The 25,211-nt window shown below is 62.0% G+C and carries 17 protein-coding genes; 6 read left to right on the forward strand and 11 right to left on the reverse strand.

The genetic code is table 11. The annotated features are described in order from the left end of the window. Positions 1–60: 60 nt before the first annotated feature. On the reverse strand, positions 61–1,803 hold the full coding sequence (locus tag LIX91_RS15665) for an IlvD/Edd family dehydratase (RefSeq protein ID WP_103696576.1): 1,743 nt from the start codon (positions 1,801–1,803) through the stop codon (positions 61–63). A 214-nt stretch (positions 1,804–2,017) separates the two neighbouring features. On the opposite strand from LIX91_RS15665, the gene LIX91_RS15670 reads away from it, so the two are divergent. The 5 genes from LIX91_RS15670 (at position 2,018) to LIX91_RS15690 (ending at position 6,390) form a co-directional block, all read left to right on the forward strand. Then, entirely contained in the window at positions 2,018–3,331 is a 1,314-nt protein-coding gene (locus LIX91_RS15670; protein WP_003415722.1) for an MFS transporter, read from the forward strand. A gap of 35 nt (positions 3,332–3,366) precedes the next feature. Continuing rightward, the gene (gene araD1 / locus LIX91_RS15675) at positions 3,367–4,359 is read left to right on the forward strand and encodes an AraD1 family protein (RefSeq protein WP_004665919.1); all 993 of its coding nucleotides are present in this window, start codon (positions 3,367–3,369) and stop codon (positions 4,357–4,359) included. A gap of 123 nt (positions 4,360–4,482) precedes the next feature. Then, entirely contained in the window at positions 4,483–4,767 is a 285-nt protein-coding gene (locus LIX91_RS15680; protein ID WP_181017137.1) for a DUF5629 family protein, read from the forward strand. Between the two features lie 80 nt (positions 4,768–4,847). After that, positions 4,848–6,020 carry a lactonase family protein gene (locus LIX91_RS15685; RefSeq protein ID WP_226488740.1) on the forward strand — a complete coding sequence of 391 codons (1,173 nt, stop codon included), beginning with the start codon at positions 4,848–4,850 and terminating at the stop codon, positions 6,018–6,020. Between the two features lie 175 nt (positions 6,021–6,195). After that, complete coding sequence (locus tag LIX91_RS15690) at positions 6,196–6,390, forward strand: hypothetical protein (RefSeq protein ID WP_003390722.1); 195 nt, start codon at positions 6,196–6,198, stop codon at positions 6,388–6,390. Positions 6,391–6,829: 439 nt separating this feature from the next. Here LIX91_RS15690 and LIX91_RS15695 read toward each other — a convergent pair whose 3' ends face one another. The 10 genes from LIX91_RS15695 to LIX91_RS15740 form a co-directional block, all read right to left on the reverse strand. After that, on the reverse strand, positions 6,830–10,474 hold the full coding sequence (locus LIX91_RS15695) for an AAA family ATPase (protein ID WP_226488741.1): 3,645 nt from the start codon (positions 10,472–10,474) through the stop codon (positions 6,830–6,832). Beyond that, entirely contained in the window at positions 10,471–11,715 is a 1,245-nt protein-coding gene (locus LIX91_RS15700; protein WP_226488742.1) for an exonuclease SbcCD subunit D C-terminal domain-containing protein, read from the reverse strand. The genes LIX91_RS15695 and LIX91_RS15700 overlap by 4 nt, the downstream gene beginning before the upstream one ends. A gap of 42 nt (positions 11,716–11,757) precedes the next feature. Next, complete coding sequence (locus tag LIX91_RS15705) at positions 11,758–13,416, reverse strand: BatD family protein (RefSeq protein ID WP_046271519.1); 1,659 nt, start codon at positions 13,414–13,416, stop codon at positions 11,758–11,760. Then, complete coding sequence (locus tag LIX91_RS15710; RefSeq protein ID WP_226488743.1) at positions 13,413–15,131, reverse strand: VWA domain-containing protein; 1,719 nt, start codon at positions 15,129–15,131, stop codon at positions 13,413–13,415. The genes LIX91_RS15705 and LIX91_RS15710 overlap by 4 nt, the downstream gene beginning before the upstream one ends. Next, positions 15,128–16,186, reverse strand: coding sequence for a vWA domain-containing protein (locus tag LIX91_RS15715; RefSeq protein WP_003415731.1), 1,059 nt, complete (start codon positions 16,184–16,186; stop codon positions 15,128–15,130). The genes LIX91_RS15710 and LIX91_RS15715 overlap by 4 nt, the downstream gene beginning before the upstream one ends. Next, a complete protein-coding gene (locus LIX91_RS15720; protein ID WP_003415732.1) occupies positions 16,179–16,673 on the reverse strand; it encodes a DUF4381 domain-containing protein in 495 nt (164 codons plus the stop codon). Before LIX91_RS15720 ends, LIX91_RS15715 begins: the two co-directional genes overlap by 8 nt. Beyond that, positions 16,670–17,614: a DUF58 domain-containing protein gene (locus LIX91_RS15725; protein ID WP_226488744.1), complete on the reverse strand. Its 945-nt coding sequence runs from the start codon at positions 17,612–17,614 to the stop codon at positions 16,670–16,672. The genes LIX91_RS15720 and LIX91_RS15725 overlap by 4 nt, the downstream gene beginning before the upstream one ends. A gap of 4 nt (positions 17,615–17,618) precedes the next feature. Continuing rightward, positions 17,619–18,578: an AAA family ATPase gene (locus LIX91_RS15730; protein ID WP_003342804.1), complete on the reverse strand. Its 960-nt coding sequence runs from the start codon at positions 18,576–18,578 to the stop codon at positions 17,619–17,621. A 210-nt stretch (positions 18,579–18,788) separates the two neighbouring features. After that, on the reverse strand, positions 18,789–19,535 hold the full coding sequence (locus tag LIX91_RS15735; RefSeq protein WP_046237266.1) for an amidohydrolase family protein: 747 nt from the start codon (positions 19,533–19,535) through the stop codon (positions 18,789–18,791). A gap of 48 nt (positions 19,536–19,583) precedes the next feature. Next, on the reverse strand, positions 19,584–19,943 hold the full coding sequence (locus LIX91_RS15740; RefSeq protein WP_003415734.1) for a hypothetical protein: 360 nt from the start codon (positions 19,941–19,943) through the stop codon (positions 19,584–19,586). Positions 19,944–20,310: 367 nt separating this feature from the next. On the opposite strand from LIX91_RS15740, the gene LIX91_RS15745 reads away from it, so the two are divergent. Beyond that, complete coding sequence (locus tag LIX91_RS15745; protein ID WP_003415735.1) at positions 20,311–25,167, forward strand: NAD-glutamate dehydrogenase; 4,857 nt, start codon at positions 20,311–20,313, stop codon at positions 25,165–25,167. Positions 25,168–25,211: the final 44 nt, after the last annotated feature.

Consider the following 25,211-nt stretch of genomic DNA (forward strand, 5'->3'; position numbering starts at 1 on the left):
CATCATACCATTGCGTAACACTTGCGGCGGCTGCCTGCGTCAGGCAAACCGCCGCTTTTGTCAGTGCGAGTGGCGGGGCACTTCGGAACCTCTGCAGCCGACCAGGAAGTCGAAATCACAGCCCTGATCCGCCTGCATCACCCGGTCTACGTACAGTTGACGGTAGCCACCGAGCAACAGCTGCTGCGGTGCCTGCCAGTCGGCGAGGCGTGCCGCCAGTTCGGCTTCCGGGATGTCCAGATGCAGACGCCCGCCAGCGCAGTCGAGTTCGATCCAGTCGCCTTCCTTGACCACCGCCAGCGGTCCGCCCGCTGCGGCTTCCGGCGCCACATGCAGAACCACTGTGCCGTAAGCCGTGCCGCTCATGCGCGCATCGGAAATGCGCACCATGTCAGTCACGCCCTGCGCCAGCAGCTTGGCTGGCAAGCCCATGTTGCCGACCTCGGCCATGCCCGGATAGCCCTTGGGGCCGCAGTTCTTCAGCACCATGACCGAGTTGGCATCGATGTCCAGATCCGGATCGTTGATTCGCGATTTATACATCTCGAAATTCTCGAACACTACTGCGCGGCCACGGTGCTGCATCAGTGCCGGTGTCGCGGCCGAGGGCTTGAGCACGGCACCGAGCGGCGCGAGGTTGCCGCGCAACACGCAAATCCCGCCGTCGGCGCGGATCGGGTTGTCCAGCGCGCGGATCACCTGATCTTCACCATAGATCGGTGAGTTGCAGGTGTTTTCGCCAATGCTCTTGCCATTGACGGTCAAGGCATCCGGGTTGGGCAGCAGCCTGGCTTCGTTCATGCGGCGCAGCACGGCGGGCAGGCCGCCGGCGTAATAGAACTCTTCCATCAGGAAGCGCCCGGAAGGTTGCAGGTCGACGATGGTCGGCATGCCACGGCCCATGCGTGACCAGTCATCCAGGTCCAGATCGACGCCGATACGTCCGGCGATGGCTTTCAAGTGGATGACGGCGTTGGTCGAGCCACCGATGGCCGCGTTGACCCGGATGGCGTTTTCGAAAGCGGCCTTGGTGAGAATCTTCGACAAGCGCAGGTCTTCGCGGACCATGTCGACGGCACGCATGCCGGACATGTGCGCCAGCACGTAACGCCGCGAATCCACCGCCGGAATGGCCGCGTTGTGCGGCAGCGAAGTGCCCAGCGCTTCGGCCATGCAGGCCATGGTCGAGGCCGTGCCCATGGTGTTGCAGGTGCCTGCCGAGCGCGACATGCCGGCTTCGGCGGAGAGGAATTCATCGAGACTGATGGTTCCGGCCTTGTAGGACTCATGCATCTGCCAGACGATGGTTCCGGCGCCGATGTCCTTGCCTTCATGCTTGCCGTTGAGCATCGGTCCGCCGGTGACGACGATGGCGGGGATGTCGCAACTGGCAGCCCCCATCAACAGGGCAGGGGTGGTCTTGTCACAGCCGGTCAACAGCACGACCCCATCGATGGGGTTGCCGCGAATCGCTTCTTCAACGTCCATGCTCGCCAGGTTACGGGTGAACATTGCGGTAGGGCGCAGGTTGGATTCGCCGTTGGAAAACACCGGAAACTCCACCGGCCAGCCGCCTGCTTCGATCACGCCACGTTTGACATGCTCGGCGATCTGCCGGAAATGCGCGTTGCAGGGGGTCAACTCCGACCAGGTATTGCAGATGCCGATGATCGGCTTGCCCTGAAACTGGTGGTCGGCAATGCCCTGATTCTTCATCCAGCTGCGGTACATGAAGCCATTCTTGTCGGCAGTGCCAAACCACTGGGCAGAACGGAGGGTCGGTTTTTTATCGGAGTCAGACATGATCGGCTCTCTTATTGTAAGACTTAATGGCGATACTGCTGGCTAAGGTAAGCCTAAAAAACGCGTATTGGAAGAGTTGTCAGTTTAAATAGTATTACTATATAGTCAGTCGTAGACGAGGGATCATCCTGGCGCATGTGCAGTGTTATTCAGCCCCCAGGCACAGAGGCGATCCCCGCAGGTTCCATAACAAAAACAATGGGAGACCGCCTACATGAGCCAGGAACTGCGGCTTATACGCCGCATCACGCTGAAACTGATTCCTTTCCTTATCCTGCTGTACCTGATCGCTTATGTAGACCGCTCTGCCGTGGGCTTTGCCAAGCTGCACATGGGCGCGGACATCGGTATTGGCGACGCCGCCTACGGGCTGGGTGCCGGACTGTTCTTCATCGGTTACTTCCTGCTGGAGATCCCCAGCAACCTGATGCTCGAGCGTTTCGGCGCACGCCGCTGGTTCGCGCGAATCATGATCACCTGGGGCGCGATCACCATCGGCATGGCCTTCGTCCAGGGGCCGCACAGCTTCTACGTGATGCGGTTTCTGCTGGGCGCTGCCGAGGCGGGCTTCTTCCCCGGTGTGCTGTACTACATCACCCAGTGGTTTCCGGTGCGCCATCGCGGCAAGATCCTTGGCCTTTTCATCCTCTCGCAACCCATCGCCATGATGATCACCGGGCCCGTGTCCGGCGGTTTGCTGGGCATGGACGGCATACTCGGCCTGCATGGCTGGCAATGGCTGTTCATCGTCATCGGCACGCCGGCGATTCTGCTGACCTGGCCGGTGCTGCGCTGGTTGCCGGATGGTCCGCAGCAGGTCAACTGGATGGACCAGGCCGAGAAGGACTGGCTGACCGGTGAGCTGAAAAAGGATCTTGAAGAGTACGGCCAGACTCGTCACGGCAATCCGCTGCATGCCCTGAAAGACAAACGCGTGCTGTTGCTGGCGCTGTTCTACCTGCCGGTGACCTTGAGCATCTACGGTCTGGGCCTGTGGCTGCCGACGCTGATCAAACAGTTCGGTGGCAGTGACCTGACCACCGGCTTCGTGTCGTCGGTGCCGTACATTTTCGGCATCATCGGCCTGCTGATCGTGCCGCGCAGTTCCGATCGCCTCAACGATCGTTACGGGCATCTGGCCGTGCTCTATGTGCTGGGCGCCATCGGCCTGTTCTGCAGCGCCTGGCTGACCATGCCGGTGGCGCAGCTGGCTGCATTGTGCGTAGTGGCGTTCGCGCTGTTTTCCTGCACGGCGGTGTTCTGGACCTTGCCCGGGCGGTTCTTTGCCGGCGCCAGTGCCGCAGCCGGTATCGCGCTGATCAATTCGGTCGGCAACCTGGGCGGTTACATCGGTCCGTTCGTGATCGGTGCGTTGAAGGAAATCACCGGCAGCCTGGCATCGGGTCTCTATTTCCTGTCGGGCGTCATGGTCTTCGGGCTGCTGCTGACCGGCATCGTTTATCACGTGCTGGAGCGCAAGCATGTGCTGCCAGTGTCTGACTTCGCGGCGAGTGCCAAGGCGAGATAGGTTTTCAGCGGCCCATTATCTGAAAGGAGAATTTCATGCGGTTAGTACAGTTTGAATTGAGCGACGGTCAGCGTCGGGTCGGTCTGGTCGACGGTGACCAGGTGCGTGAGGTCCAGGGCGTCGAGAGTGTTCGCGAGCTGGCGCTGGCGGCGATCGAGGCGGGTTCGGCGCTGGCGCATCAGGTCGAGCAGCGGGGCGTTGGCGAGACGCATGACTATTCGCAGTTGCTTGAGGAATTGCGGATTCTGCCGCCGCTCGACCATCCTGACCCGGCGCACCTGCTGGTCAGTGGCACCGGGCTGACCCATCTGGGCAGTGCGTCGGCACGCGACAAGATGCACCAGCAGTCCGGCGATGAAGCCTCGATGACCGATACCATGCGTATCTTCAAATGGGGCGTCGAAGGCGGCAAGCCGGCGGCGGGGCAGGCCGGTGTTCAGCCCGAGTGGTTCTACAAGGGTGACGGCAGCATTGTCGTGCGCCCCGGACATTCGTTTTCGTTGCCGCCCTTTGCCGAAGACGGCGGGGAAGAGCCCGAGCTGAGCGGCCTGTACGTCATCGGTCATGACCGCAAGCCTTATCGCCTGGGCTTCGCCATCGGTAACGAATACTCCGATCACGTCATGGAGCGTCGCAACTACCTGTATCTGGCGCATTCGAAACTGCGCGCCTGTTCGTTCGGGCCGGAGTTGCGCGTGGGTGACTTGCCGCAAAGCCTGTCGGGCACCAGCCGGGTCTGGCGCGATGGCAAGGTGCTGTGGGAGAAAGAATTCCTCAGTGGCGAAGCGAACATGTGCCACAGCCTGGAAAACCTCGAATACCACCACTTCAAGTACGCGCAATTCCTCAGGCCCGGTGACGTGCATGTGCATTTCTTCGGCACCGCGACCCTGTCGTTTGCCGATGGCGTGCGCACACAGCCTGGCGATCGTTTCGAGATCAGTCAGGCCGAGTTCGGTCAGCCGCTGGTCAATGGCCTGGCACCTAGCGAACCGGTGTTTCAGCCGGGCGGCATCGGCAAGCTGTAAGCGCAGACGCGGATTGCTCACCGTGCCAGCGCTCGGCGCTGGTACGGCTCTACTTGCGCTCCGACTGTATCTGCGCCTGCGTTTTGCCCTATCATTCGCGCTTTTGCTGGCCGGATGAATTTCATGACTACCACACCCACCACACTGCTCGCCGCGCTCGAAGCCACCACCATGCTGGAAATCGACGGTCTGCACGCCTGGGACTTCTCTCTGGGCGAGGAGCTGAACGTCGAATGCATGGACGGCCGCGAGCGCAAGGTATGGCGCTTCACCAAGGCGCAAGTCGAGGCTGCGACCTTCGATGAGTCCCTGCAAAGCTGGGTGATCAATGACGGCAACGCCGATCACCGGATCATCTGCCTGGATGCCTTTACCCCCTCCGATGAAGATGATTCCGCGCAGGATTGAGTAAATGCGGGCTGGCGCTGTCATAGACCCCGACAGTGCCGTAACAGGCATCAATAACTTCGATAACAAGGGATGCCCCCATGCCCCATAAATTCCTGCCGTGGCTGGCGATTGCCAGTGCCATGAGCGCATTTACCCTGCAGGCCCAAACCATGCCCGATACTGAATTGCTGATAGGTTCCTACACGCAAGGCAAGAGTGAAGGGATCTATCGTTTTGCCTTCGACAGCAAAACCGGGATGATCGACGCCAAGCCGCTGCAAGTGGTCAAAGCCGAAAACCCGTCGTGGCTGACCGTCTCCAGAGACCAGCGCTATCTGTTCGCGGTCAATGAAAACGGCCCCGGACAAAAAGACGTGGTCGGTAAGGTCAGCAGCTTTGCGATCGACCCGAAAACCCGTCAGATCACGCCGATCAATCAGGTTCAAAGCCGCGGTGAAGAACCGACGCACTCGAGCCTGAGCTATGACGGTCGCTACCTGTTCGTGGCCAACTACGCCGTAAACCCTGACCCGGGCGGCGCGCTGACCGTGGTGCCGGTGGGCAAGGACGGCACGTTGAGCGAAGCCGTTCAGGTGCTGCCGCTGGGTCCTGGAAGCAAGGTCAACAGTGAGCGGCAGATGTCGTCGCATGTGCACCTGGCGGTGCCGACCCCGGATGACAAGTACGTGGTGACTGCCGACCTGGGCGCTGACAAGCTGTTCGTGTATCACTACGACGCAAGCCAGGCCAAGCCGTTGCAGCCAGCCAAGGTACCGTTCGTGCAGTTGCCGGGCGGTTCCGGACCCCGTCATACCCTCTTCAGTGGCGATGGCAAACATGCCTGGCTGGTACTGGAGATGACGGCTCAGGTGGCGGTGTTCGACTACCATGACGGCGGCTTCAAGCAGACCCAGCTGGTCGACATGAAGAACAAGGGCGTGGACGAGAAAAACGGTGGTGGCGCCTTGCACACTTCACCGGATGGCAAGTTTCTGTACGTGACCAATCGGGGTGACGCGAATCAGGTTGTGGTGTTCCGCATCGATCAGGCCAGCGGCAAGCTTGAAGAAATTCAGCGTCGTTCCCTGGAAGGCAAGGAACCCCGCGAGTTCGCTTTCGATCCGACCGGCCAGTTCATGCTGTTCGCCAATCAGAAGAGCAACCAGATCGTGACCGTACGCCGTGATCCGCAGAGCGGGAAGATCGGTGAAACGGTACAGAAATTCGATGCAGACGCACCTTCTTACCTGCGTTTTCTGACTGACAAGTAAGCCGCCCCGGCTCCAGCCCTTACGATATAAGGGCTGGGGCCGTTATCATTCTTGATGATATGGGTTAGTGCTACAAAAGATTTCTGCTGAACCACTCTCGGGCGTAAGTTTGAGTCACGGCCATAACGGTCAGGACTTCAAACCAGCGTACAGACAGACAAGAGGGGTGACCGACATGAATTTCAATCTTTTCTCCATCATCGCTGCATCTGCTATCTCGGCAAGCGTCGCTCTCCCGGCCAGCGCCAGTGTCGAAGTGAACGACAAGAAAGCCCACGCCGCTCAGACCTACACTGCGACCTACACAACCAAATACCTGCAACAGAGCGCTAATTTCTACGCAGCGCTGGACCACAAATCCGCCCAGTGATTGATCAGCCGTCACGCTTTCGCGAGCATGTTCGCCCACACAGGTCCCTGCGACTTACTGCCCAATGCGTGGCAGACCATGCACGGAATGTCAGGCGAGCCTGTTCGCGAAAGCGCTGGTGGCGGCACATTCACGCCTGTAAACAAGGCTTCTGCCCAGCGGGCGTAGGAGCGAACTTGTTCGCGAAGGCGGTACTTCGGGCGCTACATTTTCTCTGAATTTAACGTCCCTTTCGCGAACAAGCGAAGCGTCGCCCGGTCCACTCCTACGCCCTCCCGGGCAGAATCAAAAGCTGAAGACTGCCAGGCGAGCCTGTTCGCGAAAGCGCTGGTGGCACAACATTCAAGAGCGAACGCAGAGCGTCCAGAACGGCATTCCCGCGCGGAGCGTGAGGAACGATAACCAACTGCCGTGCCTCACGTTCCGCGTCACAGGTCTCTCAGTGCCCCACCTCGATGGTGCTCAACCCATTGCCCTGACGACGCACCTTGATCTGCACCGGGATTCGTTCGTGCATTTCCTGGACGTGGGAGATCACGCCGACCTTGCGACCCTGTGCCTGCAAGCCGTCGAGGGCGTCCATCGCCAGTTGCAGTGACTCCGGGTCGAGGCTGCCGAAGCCTTCGTCGATGAACAGTGACTCGATGCGCAAGGTGCTGGACGCCATGGAGGCGAGGCCCAGCGCCAGTGCCAGCGAAACAAGGAAGGTTTCCCCGCCGGACAGCGAGTGAACCGAGCGCAGTTCGTCGCCCATTTCCGTGTCCATGACCAGCAGGCCGAGCATGCTGCCGCCGCGTTTCAGGCGGTAGCGGCGCACCAGTTGCCTGAGCTGCGCATTGGCATGATGGACCAGCAGATCAAGGTTGTAGGCCTGGGCGATTTTGCGAAACCTGTCGCCTTCTGCCGAGCCGATCAACGACGCCAGACGTGCCCAGCGCAGGTATTCGCTGTTGGCATCGGCGATGCGCGCCTGCAGTTCGCTGTTGGCGTTGCGGCGGCGCTGATCTTCACTGAGCTCGGCACGCAAGTCGGCGCAGTGCTGCTCACTGAGCGCCGACTGTTCATGGGCCTGTTGCAGCGCTGCTTCCAGTTGCGCACTGTCGGTCAGATCACTGTGTTGCGCCTGATGCTGTTGCAGGCGCTGATCGCGTTCCTGCAGCAACACTTTTGCCTGTTCCAGCGCCTTGTCGGTGCTGCTCAATTGCGCACGCAGTTGCTCGACATGCGCGTCGTCGTAGGTCAGCAAGGTGTCCAGGGCGCTATCGTCCAGCTGCGGATGCTGAGCGCGCCATTCGCTGATCTGCACATCAAGTTCAGCCAGTTCCTGTTGCAGGGCCTGCTGCTGTTGCTGTCCGGACTTGAGTTCGGCAGCCAGTTGAATCAGTTGATTGTGGATGTCCTGCAGCGCGTGCGCCGCCATACTTTCCGCCTGTCTGGCCTGCTCGATGGTCTGCTCCAGCGCCTGCTGCCATTGCTCTGCGCTCGCGTGTTCGCCCAGCAGACCGGCAAGCGTCTGCTGACTGTTCTGCCGTTGCTCGCCGAGCCGGGTGACTTCCTGCGCCAGTTCGGTCTGGCGGTGCACGCGAGTCTGCTGCTCGACCTGCTGCTTCTCGATCTTCTGCTGGCGCTCGGTTTGCTCCTGCTGCTCTTCGTGTTGCTGCTCCAGTTGATCGAGACGCTGGGTCACCTGCTGTTCGAGCTGCAGCACGGTCGCTGATGCATCACTGCGCAGCCCTTCAAGCACCTGGGGCGATACCAGCGGCGTAAATGCCGTCAGTTCTTCTTCCAGTCGCTGCCCGTCTGCTTCCAGTTGCTTGAGCTGCTCGGCAACATGGCCCGCAGCGGTCTGGCTGGCTTCGGTCGCCGCCTGGAGCTGCTGCTGCAGGCGCGCAGCGTCTTTTTGCAGGGTCAGCAAGGCTTGCTGACGTTGCTCGTCACGGCTGATGACTTCGCTCAGTTGACTCAATTGCTGGCTCAACCAGCCGTCGCGCTTGTCGGCGTCGCGGTCGAGCAATTGCGCGGCGAGAGGATGTGACTCCAGGTCCGGTGCCAAAGCCTGATGGCGGGCGGTGAGCTGCTCATGCTGGCGCAGCAGCTCTTTCTGCCGGGCGATCACGCCGCCGACCTGTTCACGTAATTGATTGCGTTGCTCGGTGAGCAGGTCCACGGCTTTCTGCGCGCTGGCCTGCTCGTTGTCGTCGTGTTGCGTGAGGCTTTCGAGCAGCGCCTCCGGTTGATGCCAGGGGTGTTCGATGTTGCCGCAGACCGGGCAGGGCTGGTCGTCCTGCAACTGCACGCGCAACTCCTCGACACTGGCGCTGCGGGCCAGCCGTTGGCGCTCCAGCAGTTGCCGGGTGACGGTCAGGGTCTGTTCGGCGACGGTCAGTTCATCACGAACGCGAAGGCCTTCGCTGTTGAGCTGTTCGCGTTGCTGCTGGGCGCTCTGCTGTTGCTGGGTGAGGTCGGCAAGCTGGCGGTCGACGTCCTGCTGACTGGCCCACAGACGGGCCAGTTCCTCGAAGGCACGCTGCTGTTTGCGGTTGTCCTGCAACAGGCTGCCGAGAATCTGCACCTGCTCGGTTACTGCCTCCACTTCGCAATCGGCTTCGCGGTACAGCAACTCCAGCGCGCTGCGTTGCTCGGTCAACTGCTGATCGGCATTGCTGGCACGTTGCTGCAGCGCAGGCAGCTCACTGTGGCCGTGCTTGAGACGATTGGCGATCAGCGTGAGGGATTTCAGCCGATCACGCCACGCGTTCCAGGCCTGAGCCAGTGGCGCCAGTTCGCTACTGTGCTGCAGTTGCCCGGCAATACGCTCAAGACGTTGCGCTACCTGCTTTTGCTGATCGAGCAGGGTTTGCAGGCTGGTCTGGCCCTGGATGCAGAGCTGCTCGCTCTGCTGGTGCAGGTCGGACGCCTTGGCCAGTTCCTGGGCCAGGTGATTCAGGGTGTTCTGTGCTTCGAAAGCCTGCAGCAACAGCGGTTTGGCGCTGCTGTGGGCTTGCTGGGCTTCCAGCAGGCTGGTCTGCGCCTGAGTACGGCGGCTTTCCAGCTGTTGCTGCTGGTCGTGCAGCGAGGTCTGCTGTTGCTGATGCTGGCGAATCTGTTCAGCCAGCGGATCAAGCTGAGCATTCAGCGTGACCCGACGCGCGAAGCGATGACGCTGCGGGCCCAGGCGTTCCAGCTGGCCGAGGGTCTGGCGTGCACCGCTGTGCTCGTCCCAGGCCTGTTGCGCACTGTTCAGGGCTTCTTGGGCAGCGAGCTGTTCGTCACGCAGACGGTGCAGCTCGGTCAGCCACTGCTGTTTGAGTTCCAGTTGCCGTTGCTGTGTCTGATGAGCCTTGAGCTGCTGCTGCGCGTCGCTCAGGCGTTGTTCCAGTTCAGCCAGCAGCTCCGGGGCCAGCGGGATGATGTTGCTGGCCTGCGCGGTCAGGGTTTTCAGAGCGTCTTCGGCTTCCTTGCTTTTGCTGTAGGCGCGCCGACCGAGCTGGCTGTAGATCGCGGTGTTGGTGAGCTTTTCCAGCAGTTCGCTGCGTTCCTTGTCATCCGCCTTGAGGAACGCGCTGAACTCGCTCTGGGCGAGCATCACGGCACGGGTGAACTGTTCGAAGTTCAGGCCCAGGCGGTTTTCGATCAACTGCTCGAATTCGCGTTTGCTCTGGTTGCTGAGGATTTGCTCACTGTCCAGATCGGTGAGGGTCTGGCGGCTGGCCTGCAGCTTTTTGCTGGCGTTGTCGCGCGCGCGATTGGTTTCCCAGCGCGCGCGATAACGCCGCTGATCGATGCCGATGAAGTCCACCTCGGCGTAACCGCTGCCCGTGCCACGGCGCAGCAGGGTACGTGGGTCGCTGGTGGTGATGTCGCCGTCAATGTCCGGGACCTTGGACTGGCCGATGTTGCTCAGCCGCGGAATCGCCCCGAACAGCGCCAGGCACAGGGCATCAAGCAGCGTGCTTTTGCCCGCGCCGGTTGGGCCGGTGATGGCAAACAGTCCGGCGCTGGCCAGCGGCTCGGCAGTGAAATCGATTTCAAAGGGGCCGGCCAGCGAGGCCAGGTTTTTCAGGCGAATGGCGAGGATTTTCATGGTTGCTCGCTCTCCTGCTGGACTTCACGCAGCAGCGTGGCGAAATCGGTCAGCGTCTGTTCGTCGACCTCGCTGCCGAAGTTGTCCTGCCAGGCACGGCTGAACAGTTCCTGAGGCGTGAGTTGGTCCAGTTCGATCAACGTGGCGTCACCCTCGCTGCCGTCCGCGCTGCCCTTGCCGGCGTATTCGGCACCGATGCGCACCAGCCGCACAGCCTTGCCCTGTAGGGCGTTTTCGATCTGGTTGCGCAGGTCCGGCTGGGGCTCATCCAGACGCACACGCACTTCCAGCCACGGCTGGCGATCCGGATCGGCAAGCAGGTCGATGTCCGGCAGCGTCTTGAGCTGCACCAGCAGGTCGGCCAATGGCGCAGGCCCGAGGCGTTGCAGGTTGACGGCGCGAGGGATCAGCAACGGCTCGACACTGGTCAGCGTCTCGCCGTCGCAATTGATTTCCAGAATCTGGTGCTGGTAGCTGATTTCCGAAAAGGACAGCGGGATCGGCGAGCCGCTGTAGCGAATGCGCTCTTCGCCGTTGACCCGCTGCGGTTTATGCAGGTGGCCCAGCGCAACATAGGTGATGCTCGGCCCGAACAGGCTGGCCGGCAGGGCTTCGGCGTTGCCGATGATCAGGCTGCGCTCGGAGTCTTCCGAGACCGAGCCACCTGCCATGTGGGCGTGACTGATGGCGATCAATGCCTGACCGGGCTGGCGCTTGAGGTCAGCCGCCGCGATCAGCAGTTCATGCACCCGACCGATGCCACGCAGGTAGTCATCGCCCAGGGTCGGGCCGGTGACCTCGGCGGGACGCAGAAAGGGCAGCGCCAGGCACCAGGCCTTGATGTCGCCATTGGCGTCTGGCAATGGCAACAGCAGGCGTTGGGCATCCAGCACGCCGTCGTCCAGCCACATCACCCTGCCCAGCGCGTGGGTACGCAAGCGGCGCATCAGCGGGGCGGGAAGTTCGATACGCGAGCCGGAGTCGTGGTTGCCGGCGATCATCACGATGGTCAGCAAGGGTTGCTGTTCGTGGGCGTTGACGATGAAGTCGTACAGGCGCTCCTGCGCTTTGACCGGCGGGTTGACGGTGTCGAAGATGTCGCCCGCGATCAACAGTACATCCGGTTTACGGTCGGCCAGACGGGCCAGCAGCCAGGTCAGAAAGCAGGCGTGTTCGAAATCCCGCTCCTGGCCGTGCAGGTTCTGACCCAGGTGCCAGTCAGAGGTGTGAAACAGACGCATTGGTTTACCTTGTCGTATAGGGGTGTTGCCTGAGCTGCATCCTTATTTGGGATACAGCGGCGGCAACCCGGCATCACCTGCCGGGTCCTGAATATGTTCGGCGGCGGGCAGCTTGCGCACCGCGCGCCAGAGGTCCTCGCCCAGCCACAGCTTGCCGGTTTCGCTGTACAGCGCACCGTTGAGACCGTCCAGAGCATCGGACAGCGGCACGAAACGCGCGGCCATTTCGGCCAGGGTTTCCGGCTGCTGACGTGCCCAGGCGTCGAGCGCCTGACGGGTGCCCTGCGGATCGTTGGCCAGGCAGGCGCGTTTGAGGTCATCGAGTACGGTACGCGGGCTGGGCCCGGTCTGCACGGCCCGGGCGATTGCCGGCTGTCCACGGGCGCGCCACCACAGGCCGAAACCGAGCAGGGTGGTGCAGACCAGCAGCAATGTGCTCATCTGCCACGGCCAGACTGGCGGGCCGATTACGGTCACGCCGCTTGTGTCGTTGTTCACCGGCGTGTCCACCGCCAGACCCGGGTTGACGCTGATCTGCAGGGTGCGCGCGGGCAGGCTGCTGTGCTCCAGATGATCTTCGCGGGTATTCCACCAGGTCACTTCAACCGCAGGCAGGTCGATTGCGCCGGCGCGGGTGGGCACCAGGGCTTCGCGTTCTTCGCGCGTGCCGATCAGGCCGCGTTCGCTGGGCAGGTTGCGCAGTTGTGGCTGATCCGGGTAACGCCGCAGGCCGGGTACTTCTGTGGGCGGCAAGGGTGGCAGCTGCGCGCCGGCCAGCCCTTCGGCCTTGAGCGTCAGGGTGCGGGTCAGCGAATCGCCGACCTGCGTAGTGCCGGGCTCCGGGCTCCAGTTTTCTTCCAGATTGATACTGCGTGCCGGCAACCAGGCGACATCGGCCGGGTAGTCGGCAGGCTTGGGCTTGACGGTCAACGGCACTTCGGCAGATTTGACCCGCACCGCTCGGCCCGGCTGCGGGCCGAACGGATTGGCGTCCTGGGCTTGCGAACCCTCGGCAGGCGTCTGCACCAGCGTGGCACTGAACACTTGCGCCGGTATCTTCAGCACACCGCTCTGCTGCGGGTAGATCGCGTAGCGTGTCTCGATCACCCCATGGCGCACGCCGTTGATCAGCTTTTCGTAGGTGCGCGAATCACCCAGTTTTTCGACCCGCGCGTCCGGCACTTGCAGCGGGCTCAGGCTACTGTCGTCGAACAGTGACACCGAGTGGTAAACGCGCAGAGTCAGCACGGCCTGGGCCTGAACATACACGCTGTCCTGATCCAGGCTCGCTTCGATGAAGATCGATGCCAGATGGTTGCCCGGCTCCTGGGGCTCGCTCTGCAGGACCTGCAGGGTCAGCGGCTGGCTTTTCAGCTCTCCCAGTTGCAGCGACGGAATCAACACGCTTCCGGTCTCGCGGGGCAGCAGGGTCACGATCCAGCGCGTCGTGGCCTGGCTGCTGCCATCCAGAGTTTTCAGGCTGTTGAGCTGACGCGTGTCGCGCACCTCGAAACTGCTTTCCAGCGCGCTCATGTCGGGCTTGCCGAACTGCGTCACATCGTCGGTTTCCAGCGTCAGCTCGACGGTTTCCCCGGCGTTGAGGCGCGTGCGGTCAACGCTGGCGGTCAGTTGCGCAGCCTGCAGCGACAAGGTGATCAGGCTCAGCAGCAGGCCGATCAATAAGGTGTACACGCGACTCATCGGGTCTTTTCCTGATGTTGCTGTTCGTAGCGAAATTTGCGCCGCAACAGTTCGCCCGGGTCATCCGGAATCTGCCTCAGCCACTGCTCCAGTTCCTGACGCCGCTCGCCGGTCATGGGGCTGTCGGCGGACTGTAGCGCAGGGCGGGTGGTCTGTTCGTCGTCGGTCGACTCGCCCGAGGTGGCCTGGCCGCTGTTGTCCGGCGGCAGGCTTTCGCTGGTGCCGGGTTGATCCGATCGGGACGGGTTCTGCTCGGCGGGCGATGCGCTGCTATTGGGGTCTTGCGACGCCTGCTGCCCTTCTTCGCCCTGATCGGCCTTGTTCTGTTCATCCTGGGCTGGCTTCTGCTCATTGGCCTGATCCAGCAGGCTTTGCACCAGCGCCCGATTGGTTTGCGCCGCAGGGAAATCGGGCTGTCGGTCCAGGGCCTGCTCGTAGGCATCCAGTGCCGCTGCCAGCTCGCCGCTACGGGCCAGGGCATTGCCACGATTGTAGTGGTCGGCGGCGCTGTTGCCTTCGGCAAACTGCCGGGCGGCGCTGGCGTAGTCTTGCGCCTGGTACAACGCCACGCCTTTCCAGCGCGAGTCTTCGAAGCGCTGCGCTGCCTCGGCTGGACGATGCTGTTCCAGCAGTCGCTGGCCCTGTTGATCGGGACGCAGCCACAGGTCCTGAAACTCGAACGCCTGGCTGTTCTGCGGAAACATGAACATCAGCGGCAGGCAGAACAGCCAGCCGCGCCGGCCGGCCAGTGCCGCGATCAGCAGCAGCGGCAGCAGCAACCAGTGGCCCTGGTCAGCCCAGGTGTCGAGTTGCACGACCTGGCCGTCGCGGGTCATGTGTCGGGGGCTGGCCAGCAGACCGAGGCTGCGCAAGTCTTCTTCATCGCCGCGTGCCTGACGATAGCTGCCACCGACCTGATCGGCGAAGTCGTTGAGGCTGCTGCTGTCCAGACGTGGCACCAGAATCGCACCCTGATCGTCCTTGAGCAGGCTGCCGTTTTCCTGCGTGACCGGCGCGCCTTCGGCCGTGCCGACCCCAAGAATCAACAGCGGCGGCGATTTTCCGCGCAATGCGGCGCGGATGCCCTGACGTTCCTGTTCGCTCAGCGACGAGGTGATCAACAGCATCCGCCCCTGACCCAATGCGCCCTGTTTGAGCAGGTGCAGCGCTTTCTGCACAGCCAGATCGGCGCGCTGGCCGGTCACCGGCATGATCGACGGTCTGATGGCTTCCAGCAGGTTGTGGCTGGTGACCAGATCATCGGACAGCGGCACCAGCGTGTGTGCGCTGCCTGCATAGACAACGATGGCGGTCTGCGCATCGCTGCGTTTTTGCAACAGGTCCAGCAGCTTGCGTCTGGCCTGTTCCAGGCGGGTAGGGGGCGTATCGGTGGCGAGCATCTGCGGGGTGAGTTCGAGAATGATCACCAGCGGATCGACCGGCTTCTGGCTGATCTGTTCGACGCGCTGCCAACTGGGGCCCAGCAAGGCGAAAAGGGCCAGCAACCAGGCGAGCCCCAGCGCGACCCATGGCGGTTTGCTGTTGCTGCCGCGCCCACCGTTGAGCAACACCTCGTGAAAGTGAGTGGGCAGCAGCATTTGCCAGCGTCCGGCGCGTTTCTGCCGGTGCCAGAGTCGCCAGATCAGCAGCGCCAGCAAGGGCGTGATCAGCAGCCATTCCGGGCGAAACCAGTGCGGCCAGAGCCCGCTGATCATCGCGACCTCCACAGGCTTTTGCAGCGCTCACGCCAGTTGATGGAACGTAGCACCGCCAGCAGGCGTTGCAGTGCGTTGTTCGGCCATAACTCGCGCAGCACCAGCAACACACTCAACAGCAGCGCCGTCGCCAGTGGCCATTGATAAAGCGCTTGCGCCGGGCGCGCCTGGGTGGGCTGCTGTGCGACCGGTTCCAGGGCATCGAGGGTGGCGCGGATTTTTTCCAGCTGGTCGCCATCGCGCGCGCGGAAATACTGGCCACCGCTGAGGCTGGCGATTTCCTTGAGCGTCGGTTCATCCAGATCAAGGCTGGGGTTGAGGCCCAGCACGCTTTGCAGCGCGTCCTTGTCCGGGTCCGAGCCGATGCCGATGGGGTAGATTTTCACGCCTTCTTCGGCAGCCAGCCGTGCGGCGGTGATCGGATCGATCTGACCGGCGTTGTTGGCGCCATCGGTGACCAGCACCAGCGCACGACTGGTGGCCGGACGCATACGCAGACGTTTCAGGGCCAGGCCGATGGCATCGCCCAGTGCGGTGTTCTTGCCGGCAATGCCTATCCTCGCCTCGTCGAGCCAGACCCGCACGGTGCGGCGGTCATAGGTCAGTGGCGCCTGGACAAACGCCTGGGTGCCGAACAGGATCAGGCCGACTCTGTCGCCCTTGCGGCCTTCGAGAAAGTCACCGAGCAGTTGTTGCACCAGCACCAGCCGGCTGACTTCATCGCTTTTCCATTGCATGTCCGGGTAGTCCATCGAACCGGACACGTCGACTGCCACCAGCAGATCGCGGCCACTGGCAGCCACCGGCAGTGGCTCGCCCAGCCATTGCGGTCGCGCTGCGGCGATCAGCAGCAACAGCCAGATCAACAAGAACGGCGCACGCTGTCTCCAGACCGGCAAATTGGCTTTGGCGCGGCGACCGCTCAGGCCTTCGAGTTCACTGAGAAAGCTGACCTTGAGCGCCGGCTCGCCACTGTCGGCCATGGGCAGCAGGGCGCGCATCAGCCATGGCAATGGCAGCAGGGCGAAGACCCACGGCCAGGCGAACTCAAACATGTTTGCGGATCCAGGTATCGACCGCCTGAGTCAGGCCGGTGATGGCCTTGTCGTCCAGTTTGCACTCGGGCTTGTAAGCGCCTTCGACCAGGATCATCCAGCGCGTCAGACCGGCAGCCGGGCAGCGGTTGTCGAGGAACGCCAGCCATTTGCGGCCGTTGAGGGTATGGCTCTGGCTGTGCGGGTAATGGTTACGGCACAGGCGTTTGAGCAGGCCGTTGATCTGCTGCAGCCAGGCACCGGCAGGCGCGCCGTCGTAGGGTTTCGGCAGGCTGGCCAGTTCCGCCAGCGCGGCGAGGCGAACCGGGTCCAGCGGCTGTTCGCTGCGCACTTTGCGGGCCTTGACCGGCAGCAGTTTGCGCAAGCGCCACAGGCCCCAGCCTGCAACGGGGATTAGCAACAGCAGCAGCCACCAGCCCGGCGCAAGCGGCCAGAAGCCTACGGCTTCGGGCGCAATCAGCGGCTCCAGCTGATCGAGGGGATTCATTTGCGCTTCACCGGACGACGCGCATTGAGGTATTCGCGCAGTTGTTCGACGAGCTCCGCCTGGGTGCTCAAGGGCATGAGCAATACCCGCAGCTTCTGCGCCAGCAACTCCCAACGCGCCGTGCGCTCCTCGCCCTGTTGCCGATAGGCGCGGCGCAGCTCGGGGTTGAGGGTGTCGATCTCCAGTTGCGCGCCGCGTTCGGCAAAGCGCAGCAAACCGGCAGCGGGCAGGGCGCGGTCCAGCGGGTCGGACAGCGGCAGCAACAGCAGGTCGCTGTGGCGAGACAGCAGGCTCAGTTGTTGTTCGGCGGCATCGGACAGGGCGCGCTCGTCGCACAGGACGATGACCAGACTGCCGGGGCGCAGCACTTCCCGTGCGCGACGCAGCGCAGTGCCGAACGCATCGCGGTCTGGCGGAATCTCGGTATGCAGCGACTGATTGACCCGCACCAGTCGGTTGAGCAACTGCAGCAGGCTCTGTTTGCTGCGTCGCGGCTTGATCTCGTAGTGTTCGTTATCGCCGAATACCAACCCGCCGACCCGGTCGTTGTGCTCCAGCGCCGCCCAGCCGATCAGCGCGGCCGCTTGAGCCGCGAGTACCGACTTGAACATCAGGCCGGAGCCGAAGAACAGCCGTCGGCTCTGTTCCACCAGAATGAAAATGGGCCGCTCGCGTTCCTCATGGAACAGCTTGGTGTGCGGCTCCTGCGTGCGTGCCGTCACGCGCCAGTCGATGCTGCGCACGTCGTCACCGGCCTGATAGACCCTTACCTGATCGAAATCCACACCACGACCGCGCAGCTTGGAATGGTGCAGGCCGATCATCGGGCTGCGTTGGCTCGGGGTGGAAAACAGCTGCACTTCCCGCACCCGATGACGCATCTCGATCAGCTCGCTGAGGCTGACGCGGATGCCCGGCTGGGGGATCAGGTAGGGTTGCATGGGGTCAGGCGACGGCCACGACGTCGAGGATGCGCTGAATCACGCGATCCTGATCGATACCGGCAGCTTCGGCCTCGAACGACAGGATGACCCGGTGGCGCAACACGTCGAACAGCACCGCCTGAATGTCTTCGGGGCTGACGAAGTCGCGTCCGGCCAGCCAGGCGTGCGCACGGGCGCAGCGGTCCAGCGAGATTGAGCCCCGCGGGCTGGCACCGTAGGCAATCCATTCGGCCAGCTCCGGGTCGAACTTGGCCGGCGTACGGGTGGCCATGACCAGTTGCACCAGGTATTCCTCGACCGCATCGGCCATGTACAGGCCAAGGATTTCCTTGCGTGCGGCAAAGATCGCCTGCTGGCTGACGCGGCGCTCCGGCTTGGTTTCGCCATTCAGGGCTTCGCCACGCGCCTGTTGAAGGATCTTGCGTTCGACGGCGGCATCCGGGAAGCCGATCTTGACGTGCATCAGAAAACGGTCGAGCTGGGCTTCGGGCAGCGGGTAGGTGCCTTCCTGCTCGATAGGGTTCTGGGTCGCCATGACCAGAAACAGCGGCGACAGGTCGTAGGTGCTGCGCCCGACACTGACCTGCCGTTCGGCCATGGCTTCGAGCAGCGCCGACTGGACCTTGGCCGGCGCACGGTTGATTTCGTCGGCCAGCACCAGGTTGTGGAAGATCGGCCCTTGCTGGAACACGAAGCTGCCGGTTTCCGGGCGATAGATCTCCGTACCGGTGATGTCGGCAGGCAGCAGGTCGGGGGTGAATTGAATGCGGTGGAACTGGGCTTCGATGCCTTCTGCCAGCTCCTTGATCGCCTTGGTCTTGGCCAGGCCGGGAGCGCCTTCGACCAGCATGTGGCCGTCGGCAAGCAGGGCGATGAGCAGGCGTTCGATCAGCTTTTCCTGGCCAAGGATCTGCGTTGAAAGAAAAGTTCGCAGCGCAATCAGCGCTTCACGATGTTCCATCGGTGACGGTTCCTGGCAGGGTGAACAGCTGTGTCTGACGACTGCTGAGCTGGGGGCGATACTTTAATCCATCCAGGCAGCTATCGACTAACGACTCCCGCGTTTTTTATTGCATTTAGAGAAGTGCCTGTCATTTATGCGGGTATTGTCCTACATGATCCTTGGGTGTCCATGTAGGAAGGCTGGCTCTGGCTCCCGGAGGCCACGGCGTCAGAGTCGATAGAAGCTCGCCGCGTTATCCCACAGCGCCTGACGAGCGCCGCTTTCGCCCAGTGCGTCGATCAACAGTTCGATATCGTCGGGCCGGAACGGGCGGGGGGCGCGGGTCGAAGGCAGGTCGGTGCCGAACATCAGGGCATTCGGGTTGGCGGCGTGGATATCCCTCAGGGCCTCGCGCACCGGAAAGTCCACTCGCCCGAAACCACAGGCCTTGATCCGTACACCGCGCTCGGCAAGACGCAGGACCACGGGCAGCCCTTCGGTACTCAGCCCCAGGTGATCGATGCTGATAGCCGGAAGTTTGCGCAGGCGTGTTTCGATGGGCGCCAGTTCCCGCGAGTCGATGTACAGCTCGGAGTGCCAGCCTGCGCGTTCATGGACACGCACGGCCAGTGCCTCCAGCTGGTCGAGCTGCTCCGAGCCTCCGCGCTTGAGGTTAAAGCGCAAGGCGCGCACGCCTGCCGCATTCAGGGTGTCCAGCTCTGCATCGGTGACGCTGGCGGGCAATTGCGTGACACCGACGAAACCCGGTCCCAGCAGGCGCAGCGCCTGAAGCAGATATCCCTGATCAAAGCCCTGAAAGGAACCGGACACCACCGCGCCGCCCTGAACGCCCAGCGGCTGGACCGTCGCAAGGTAGTCAGCGACACCGAACGGCTCCGGCAGATAGCCGTTATTGGCGATCAGCGGGAAATGCGGGTCGATGATGTGGCAGTGGGCGTCGAAAATGCGGTTCATGACGGACTCCTGTTCGGCGAAGTGTTCACTCTGGTGCTTTTTTGATCATCAGCTGATTGTGCTGGTGTACTCACCGACGTTTTTGAGAATGATCTGTAACGTCTGGTGAACGTCCTGCAACTCGCCTGCATCGGTGGCGTGGAGGATTTCGTACTGATGGTGGCCATCGAGCTGCCTGGCGTCCTGCGCGTCGATTTCCACCAACAGGCGCTCGGCACTGAAGGTGACCTTCAGGCTGGACACGTTCAGTGACTTGTCGTCGCTGACGGTGATTTCCACTTCGTTCTCGTCCGGGAAACGGGTCAGGGAAAACAGCATGCCGTTTTCTGCGTGGCAGCAGAGCAGTGCCATGTCGTCGTATTCGTCGTCGCACGGGTTGGCGATGAGGCTGGCGGTCTTGATTTGCATGGGTGGCTCCGGGTCTGTCCAGGTAAGGCATGAGTGAATTTTGCCAGTCCCGGGCAAATAATGTCGGGCGATATTGGCACCATCGTACGCAGTGTATCGCGACCTGATGACCGAATATGTCGCAGCCTCGTAAGCAGTGTGCGCTCAGCTCTCGTTAAGCTGCATGACGGACAAGTGGTGTACGGTGTCGGGTGCGCGTAGCGTTTTTTCACTCCGATATACAAATGTGACTACCCTGACACGGCGCGCGTTACTACTTTAGCTTTACACTCGATCAGGTGATGCCCACGCGATTGACTGCAAGGGCACCCCGGTTTCAACACCTTCTTCAAGCCTCCCCAATAAAAGCCAAAGCGGAGTACCACAGATGGCGTTCTTCACCGCAGCCAGCAAGGCCGACTTCCAGCATCAACTGCAAGCGGCACTGGCTCAGCACATCAGCGAACAGGCACTGCCACAAGTGGCGCTGTTCGCCGAGCAATTCTTCGGCATCATTTCCCTCGACGAACTCACCCAGCGGCGGCTTTCCGACCTGGCAGGCTGCACCTTGTCCGCATGGCGCCTGCTGGAGCGTTTCGAACATGCTCACCCGCAGGTCCGGGTCTACAACCCCGATTACGAGCGCCACGGCTGGCAATCGACTCACACTGCCGTTGAAGTGCTGCATCATGACCTGCCGTTTCTGGTCGACTCCGTACGTACCGAGCTGAACCGCCGCGGCTACAGCATCCACACCCTGCAGACCACCGTGCTGAGCGTGCGTCGCGGGGCTGCTGGCGAATTGCTTGAGCTGCTGCCCAAGGGCACCACTGGCGACGACGTGCTGCAGGAATCGCTGATGTACCTGGAGATCGACCGCTGCGCCAACGTCAGCGAGTTGAACGTGCTGGCGCGCGAGCTGGAACAGGTGCTTGGCGAAGTACGCGCCGCCGTTGAAGATTTCGGGCCGATGAAAGCGCGTCTGCACGAGCTGCTGGCCAGTATCGATGCCAATGAGTCCAACACCGATGTCGAGGAAAAGGCCGAGATCAAGGTCTTCCTGCAATGGCTGGTGGACAACCACTTCACCTTCCTCGGTTACGAAGAGTTCGAAGTGCGCAACGACGCCGAAGGCGGCCAGTTGGTCTACGACGAGTCGTCCTTCCTCGGGCTGACCCGACTGCTGCGCCCTGGTCTGACCCGCGAAGAACTGCACATCGAAGACTACGCGGTGAAATACCTGCAGGAACCGGTGCTGCTGTCGTTTGCCAAGGCGGCGCATCCAAGCCGCGTACACCGTCCGGCGTACCCGGATTACGTTTCGATCCGGCAGATCGACGCGTCGGGCAAGGTCATCAAGGAATGTCGTTTCATGGGCCTGTACACCTCGTCGGTGTATGGCGAGAGCGTGCGGCAGATTCCGTACATCCGTCGCAAGGTTGCCGAGGTCGAGCGCCGTTCCGGTTTCGACGCCAAGGCGCACCTGGGCAAGGAACTGGCGCAGGTGGTCGAAGTGCTGCCGCGTGACGACCTGTTCCAGACGCCAGTGGACGAGTTGTTCACCACGGTCATGTCCATCGTGCAGATTCAGGAGCGCAACAAGATTCGCGTGTTCCTGCGCAAGGACCCGTATGGCCGTTTCTGCTACTGCCTGGCCTATGTGCCGCGCGACGTGTATTCCACCGAAGTGCGCCAGAAGATCCAGCAGGTCCTGATGGACCGCCTCAAGGCCAGCGATTGCGAGTTCTGGACGTTCTTCTCTGAATCGGTGCTGGCGCGGGTGCAACTGATTCTGCGCGTGGACCCGAAGATCAACCTGGAGATCGACGTCGCCCAGCTGGAAAACGAAGTCATTCAGGCGTGCCGTTCGTGGAAGGACGACTACGCCAGTCTGGTGGTCGAAAGCTTCGGTGAAGCGCACGGCACCAACGTGCTGGCCGACTTCCCGAAAGGCTTCCCGGCCGGCTACCGCGAGCGCTTTGCGGCGCATTCGGCAGTCGTCGACATGCAGCACGTACTGAGCCTCAGCGAAGCCAATCCGCTGGTGATGAGCTTCTACCAGCCACTGGCCGGTGGCCGCCAGCAATTGCATTGCAAGCTGTATCACGCCGATACGCCGCTGGCCTTGTCCGATGTGTTGCCGATTCTGGAAAACCTTGGCCTGCGCGTGCTGGGCGAGTTCCCGTACCGCCTGCATCATGCCAACGGTCGCGAGTTCTGGATTCATGATTTCGCCTTTACTTACGGCGAAGGTCTGAACCTCGATATCCAGCAGCTCAACGACACTCTGCAGGATGCGTTCGTGCACATCGTGCGCGGCGATGCCGAAAACGATGCGTTCAACCGTCTGGTGCTCACCGCCGGCCTGCCGTGGCGCGACGTGGCGCTGCTGCGTGCCTATGCGCGCTATCTGAAGCAGATTCGTCTGGGCTTTGACCTGGGTTACATCGCCACCACGCTGAACAACCACACCGACATCGCCCGCGAGCTGACGCGTTTGTTCAAGACCCGTTTCTATCTGGCGCGCAAGCTGGGTTCCGACGATCTCGACGACAAGCAGCTGCGTCTGGAGCAGGCCATTCTGACTGCGCTGGACGACGTGCAGGTGCTCAACGAAGACCGCATCCTGCGTCGTTATCTGGACCTGATCAAAGCCACGCTGCGGACCAACTTCTATCAGGCCGATGCCAACGGGCAGAGCAAGAGCTATTTCAGCTTCAAGTTCAACCCGCGCCTGATTCCCGAACTGCCCAAGCCGGTGCCCAAGTTTGAAATCTTCGTTTATTCGCCGCGTGTCGAAGGCGTGCATCTGCGCTTCGGCAATGTGGCGCGTGGCGGCCTGCGCTGGTCGGATCGCGAGGAAGACTTCCGTACTGAAGTGCTGGGCCTGGTAAAAGCCCAGCAGGTGAAGAACTCGGTCATTGTGCCGGTAGGTGCCAAGGGCGGCTTTGTGCCGCGTCGCCTGCCAACCACCGGCAACCGCGACGAAGTGCAGGCCGAGGCCATCGCCTGCTACCGCATCTTCATCTCCGGGCTGCTCGACATCACCGACAACCTCAAGGAAGGCGCACTGGTGCCGCCGGTCAACGTCGTGCGTCATGACGATGATGACCCGTATCTGGTGGTGGCCGCCGACAAGGGCACGGCGACGTTCTCCGACATCGCCAACGGCATTGCCATCGACTACGGCTTCTGGCTGGGTGACGCCTTCGCTTCCGGTGGTTCTGCCGGTTACGACCACAAGAAGATGGGCATTACCGCCAAGGGCGCATGGGTGGGCGTGCAGCGTCACTTCCGCGAACGCGACATCAATGTGCAGCAGGACAGCATCAGCGTGATCGGTATCGGCGACATGGCCGGTGACGTGTTCGGCAACGGCCTGCTGATGTCTGACAAGCTGCAACTGGTCGCAGCGTTCAACCACCTGCACATCTTCATCGATCCGAATCCGGACCCGGCCACCAGCTTTGCAGAGCGTCAGCGCCTGTTCAATCTGCCGCGCTCGTCCTGGACCGACTATGACACCAGCATCATGTCCGCTGGCGGCGGGATCTTCCCGCGCAGCCTGAAAAGTATCGCCATCACCGAACAGATGAAGGCGCGCTTCGACATCAAGGCTGACAAGCTGACCCCGACCGAACTGCTGAACGCTTTGCTCAAGGCGCCGGTCGATCTGTTGTGGAACGGCGGTATCGGCACCTATGTGAAGTCCAGCGAAGAGTCGCACGCCGATGTCGGCGACAAGGCCAACGATGCGCTGCGCGTCGACGGCAACGAGCTGCGCTGCAAGGTAGTGGGTGAGGGCGGCAACCTGGGCATGACCCAGCTGGGCCGTGTCGAGTTCGGTCTCAATGGCGGCGCGACCAACACCGACTTCATCGACAACGCGGGCGGTGTGGACTGCTCCGACCACGAAGTGAACATCAAGATCCTGCTCAACGAAGTAGTGCAGGCCGGTGACATGACCGAGAAGCAGCGCAATCAGCTGCTCGAAAGCATGACCGACGAAGTCGGCCACCTGGTACTGGGCAACAACTACAAGCAGACCCAGGCGTTGTCGCTGGCAGCCCGTCGTGCTTACGAGCGGATTGCCGAATACAAGCGCCTGATGAGTGACCTGGAGGCGCGTGGCAAGCTTGATCGTGCCATCGAATTCCTGCCTGCTGAAGAGCAGATTGCCGAGCGGATTGCGGCCAAGCAGGGCTTGAGTCGTGCCGAGCTGTCGGTGTTGATCTCGTACAGCAAGATCGACCTCAAGGAAGCGTTGCTGGAATCCCGTGTGCCGGATGACGACTATCTGGCGCGTGATATGGAAACCGCGTTCCCGCCTTCGCTGGGCGCCAAGTTTTCCACGGCCATGCGCGGCCACCGTCTGAAGCGCGAGATCGTCAGCACGCAGATCGCCAACGATCTGGTCAACCACATGGGCATCACCTTCGTGCAGCGGCTCAAAGAGTCGACCGGCATGAGCGCTGCTGCGGTGGCCGGTGCCTACGTGATCGTGCGTGACATCTTCCATCTACCGCACTGGTTCCGTCAGATCGAGGCACTGGACTACAAGGTTTCGGCCGAAATCCAGCTGGCGCTGATGGACGAGCTGATGCGTCTGGGGCGTCGTGCAACGCGCTGGTTCCTGCGTAGCCGTCGCAATGAGCTGGACGCCGGTCGTGACGTGGCACACTTCGGTCCGCACCTCGCTGCACTGGGCCTCAAGCTTGACGAGCTGCTGGAAGGTCCGACCCGCGAGATCTGGCAAACGCGTTATCAGGCGTATGTCGAAGCCGGTGTGCCGGAACTGCTGGCGCGCATGGTCGCCGGTACGACGCATCTGTACACACTGTTGCCGATCATCGAAGCCTCCGACGTGACCGGGCAGAATGCTGCCGACGTCGCCAAGGCATACTTCGCCGTCGGCAGTGCGCTGGACATTACCTGGTACCTGCAGCAGATCAGCAGTCTGCCGGTGGAAAACAACTGGCAGGCGCTGGCGCGTGAAGCGTTCCGGGACGATGTCGACTGGCAACAGCGGGCGATCACCGTGTCGGTTCTGCAGATGGCCGATGGTCCTTCGGAAATCGATGCGCGTCTGGCCCTGTGGCTGGAGCAGCACACACTGATGGTCGAGCGCTGGCGCGCCATGCTGGTCGAGCTGCGTGCGGCAAGCGGCACGGATTACGCGATGTACGCCGTTGCCAACCGCGAACTGCTGGACCTGGCCATGAGCGGGCAGGGCATTACCGTTTAACCAGGCTGTAAAAGCTGTACCCATAAAAAACCCGCATCGAAAGA

The sequence above is a fragment of the Pseudomonas sp. B20 genome, from assembly GCF_020515755.1.
In the GTDB taxonomy this organism is placed as follows: domain Bacteria; phylum Pseudomonadota; class Gammaproteobacteria; order Pseudomonadales; family Pseudomonadaceae; genus Aquipseudomonas; species Aquipseudomonas syringae.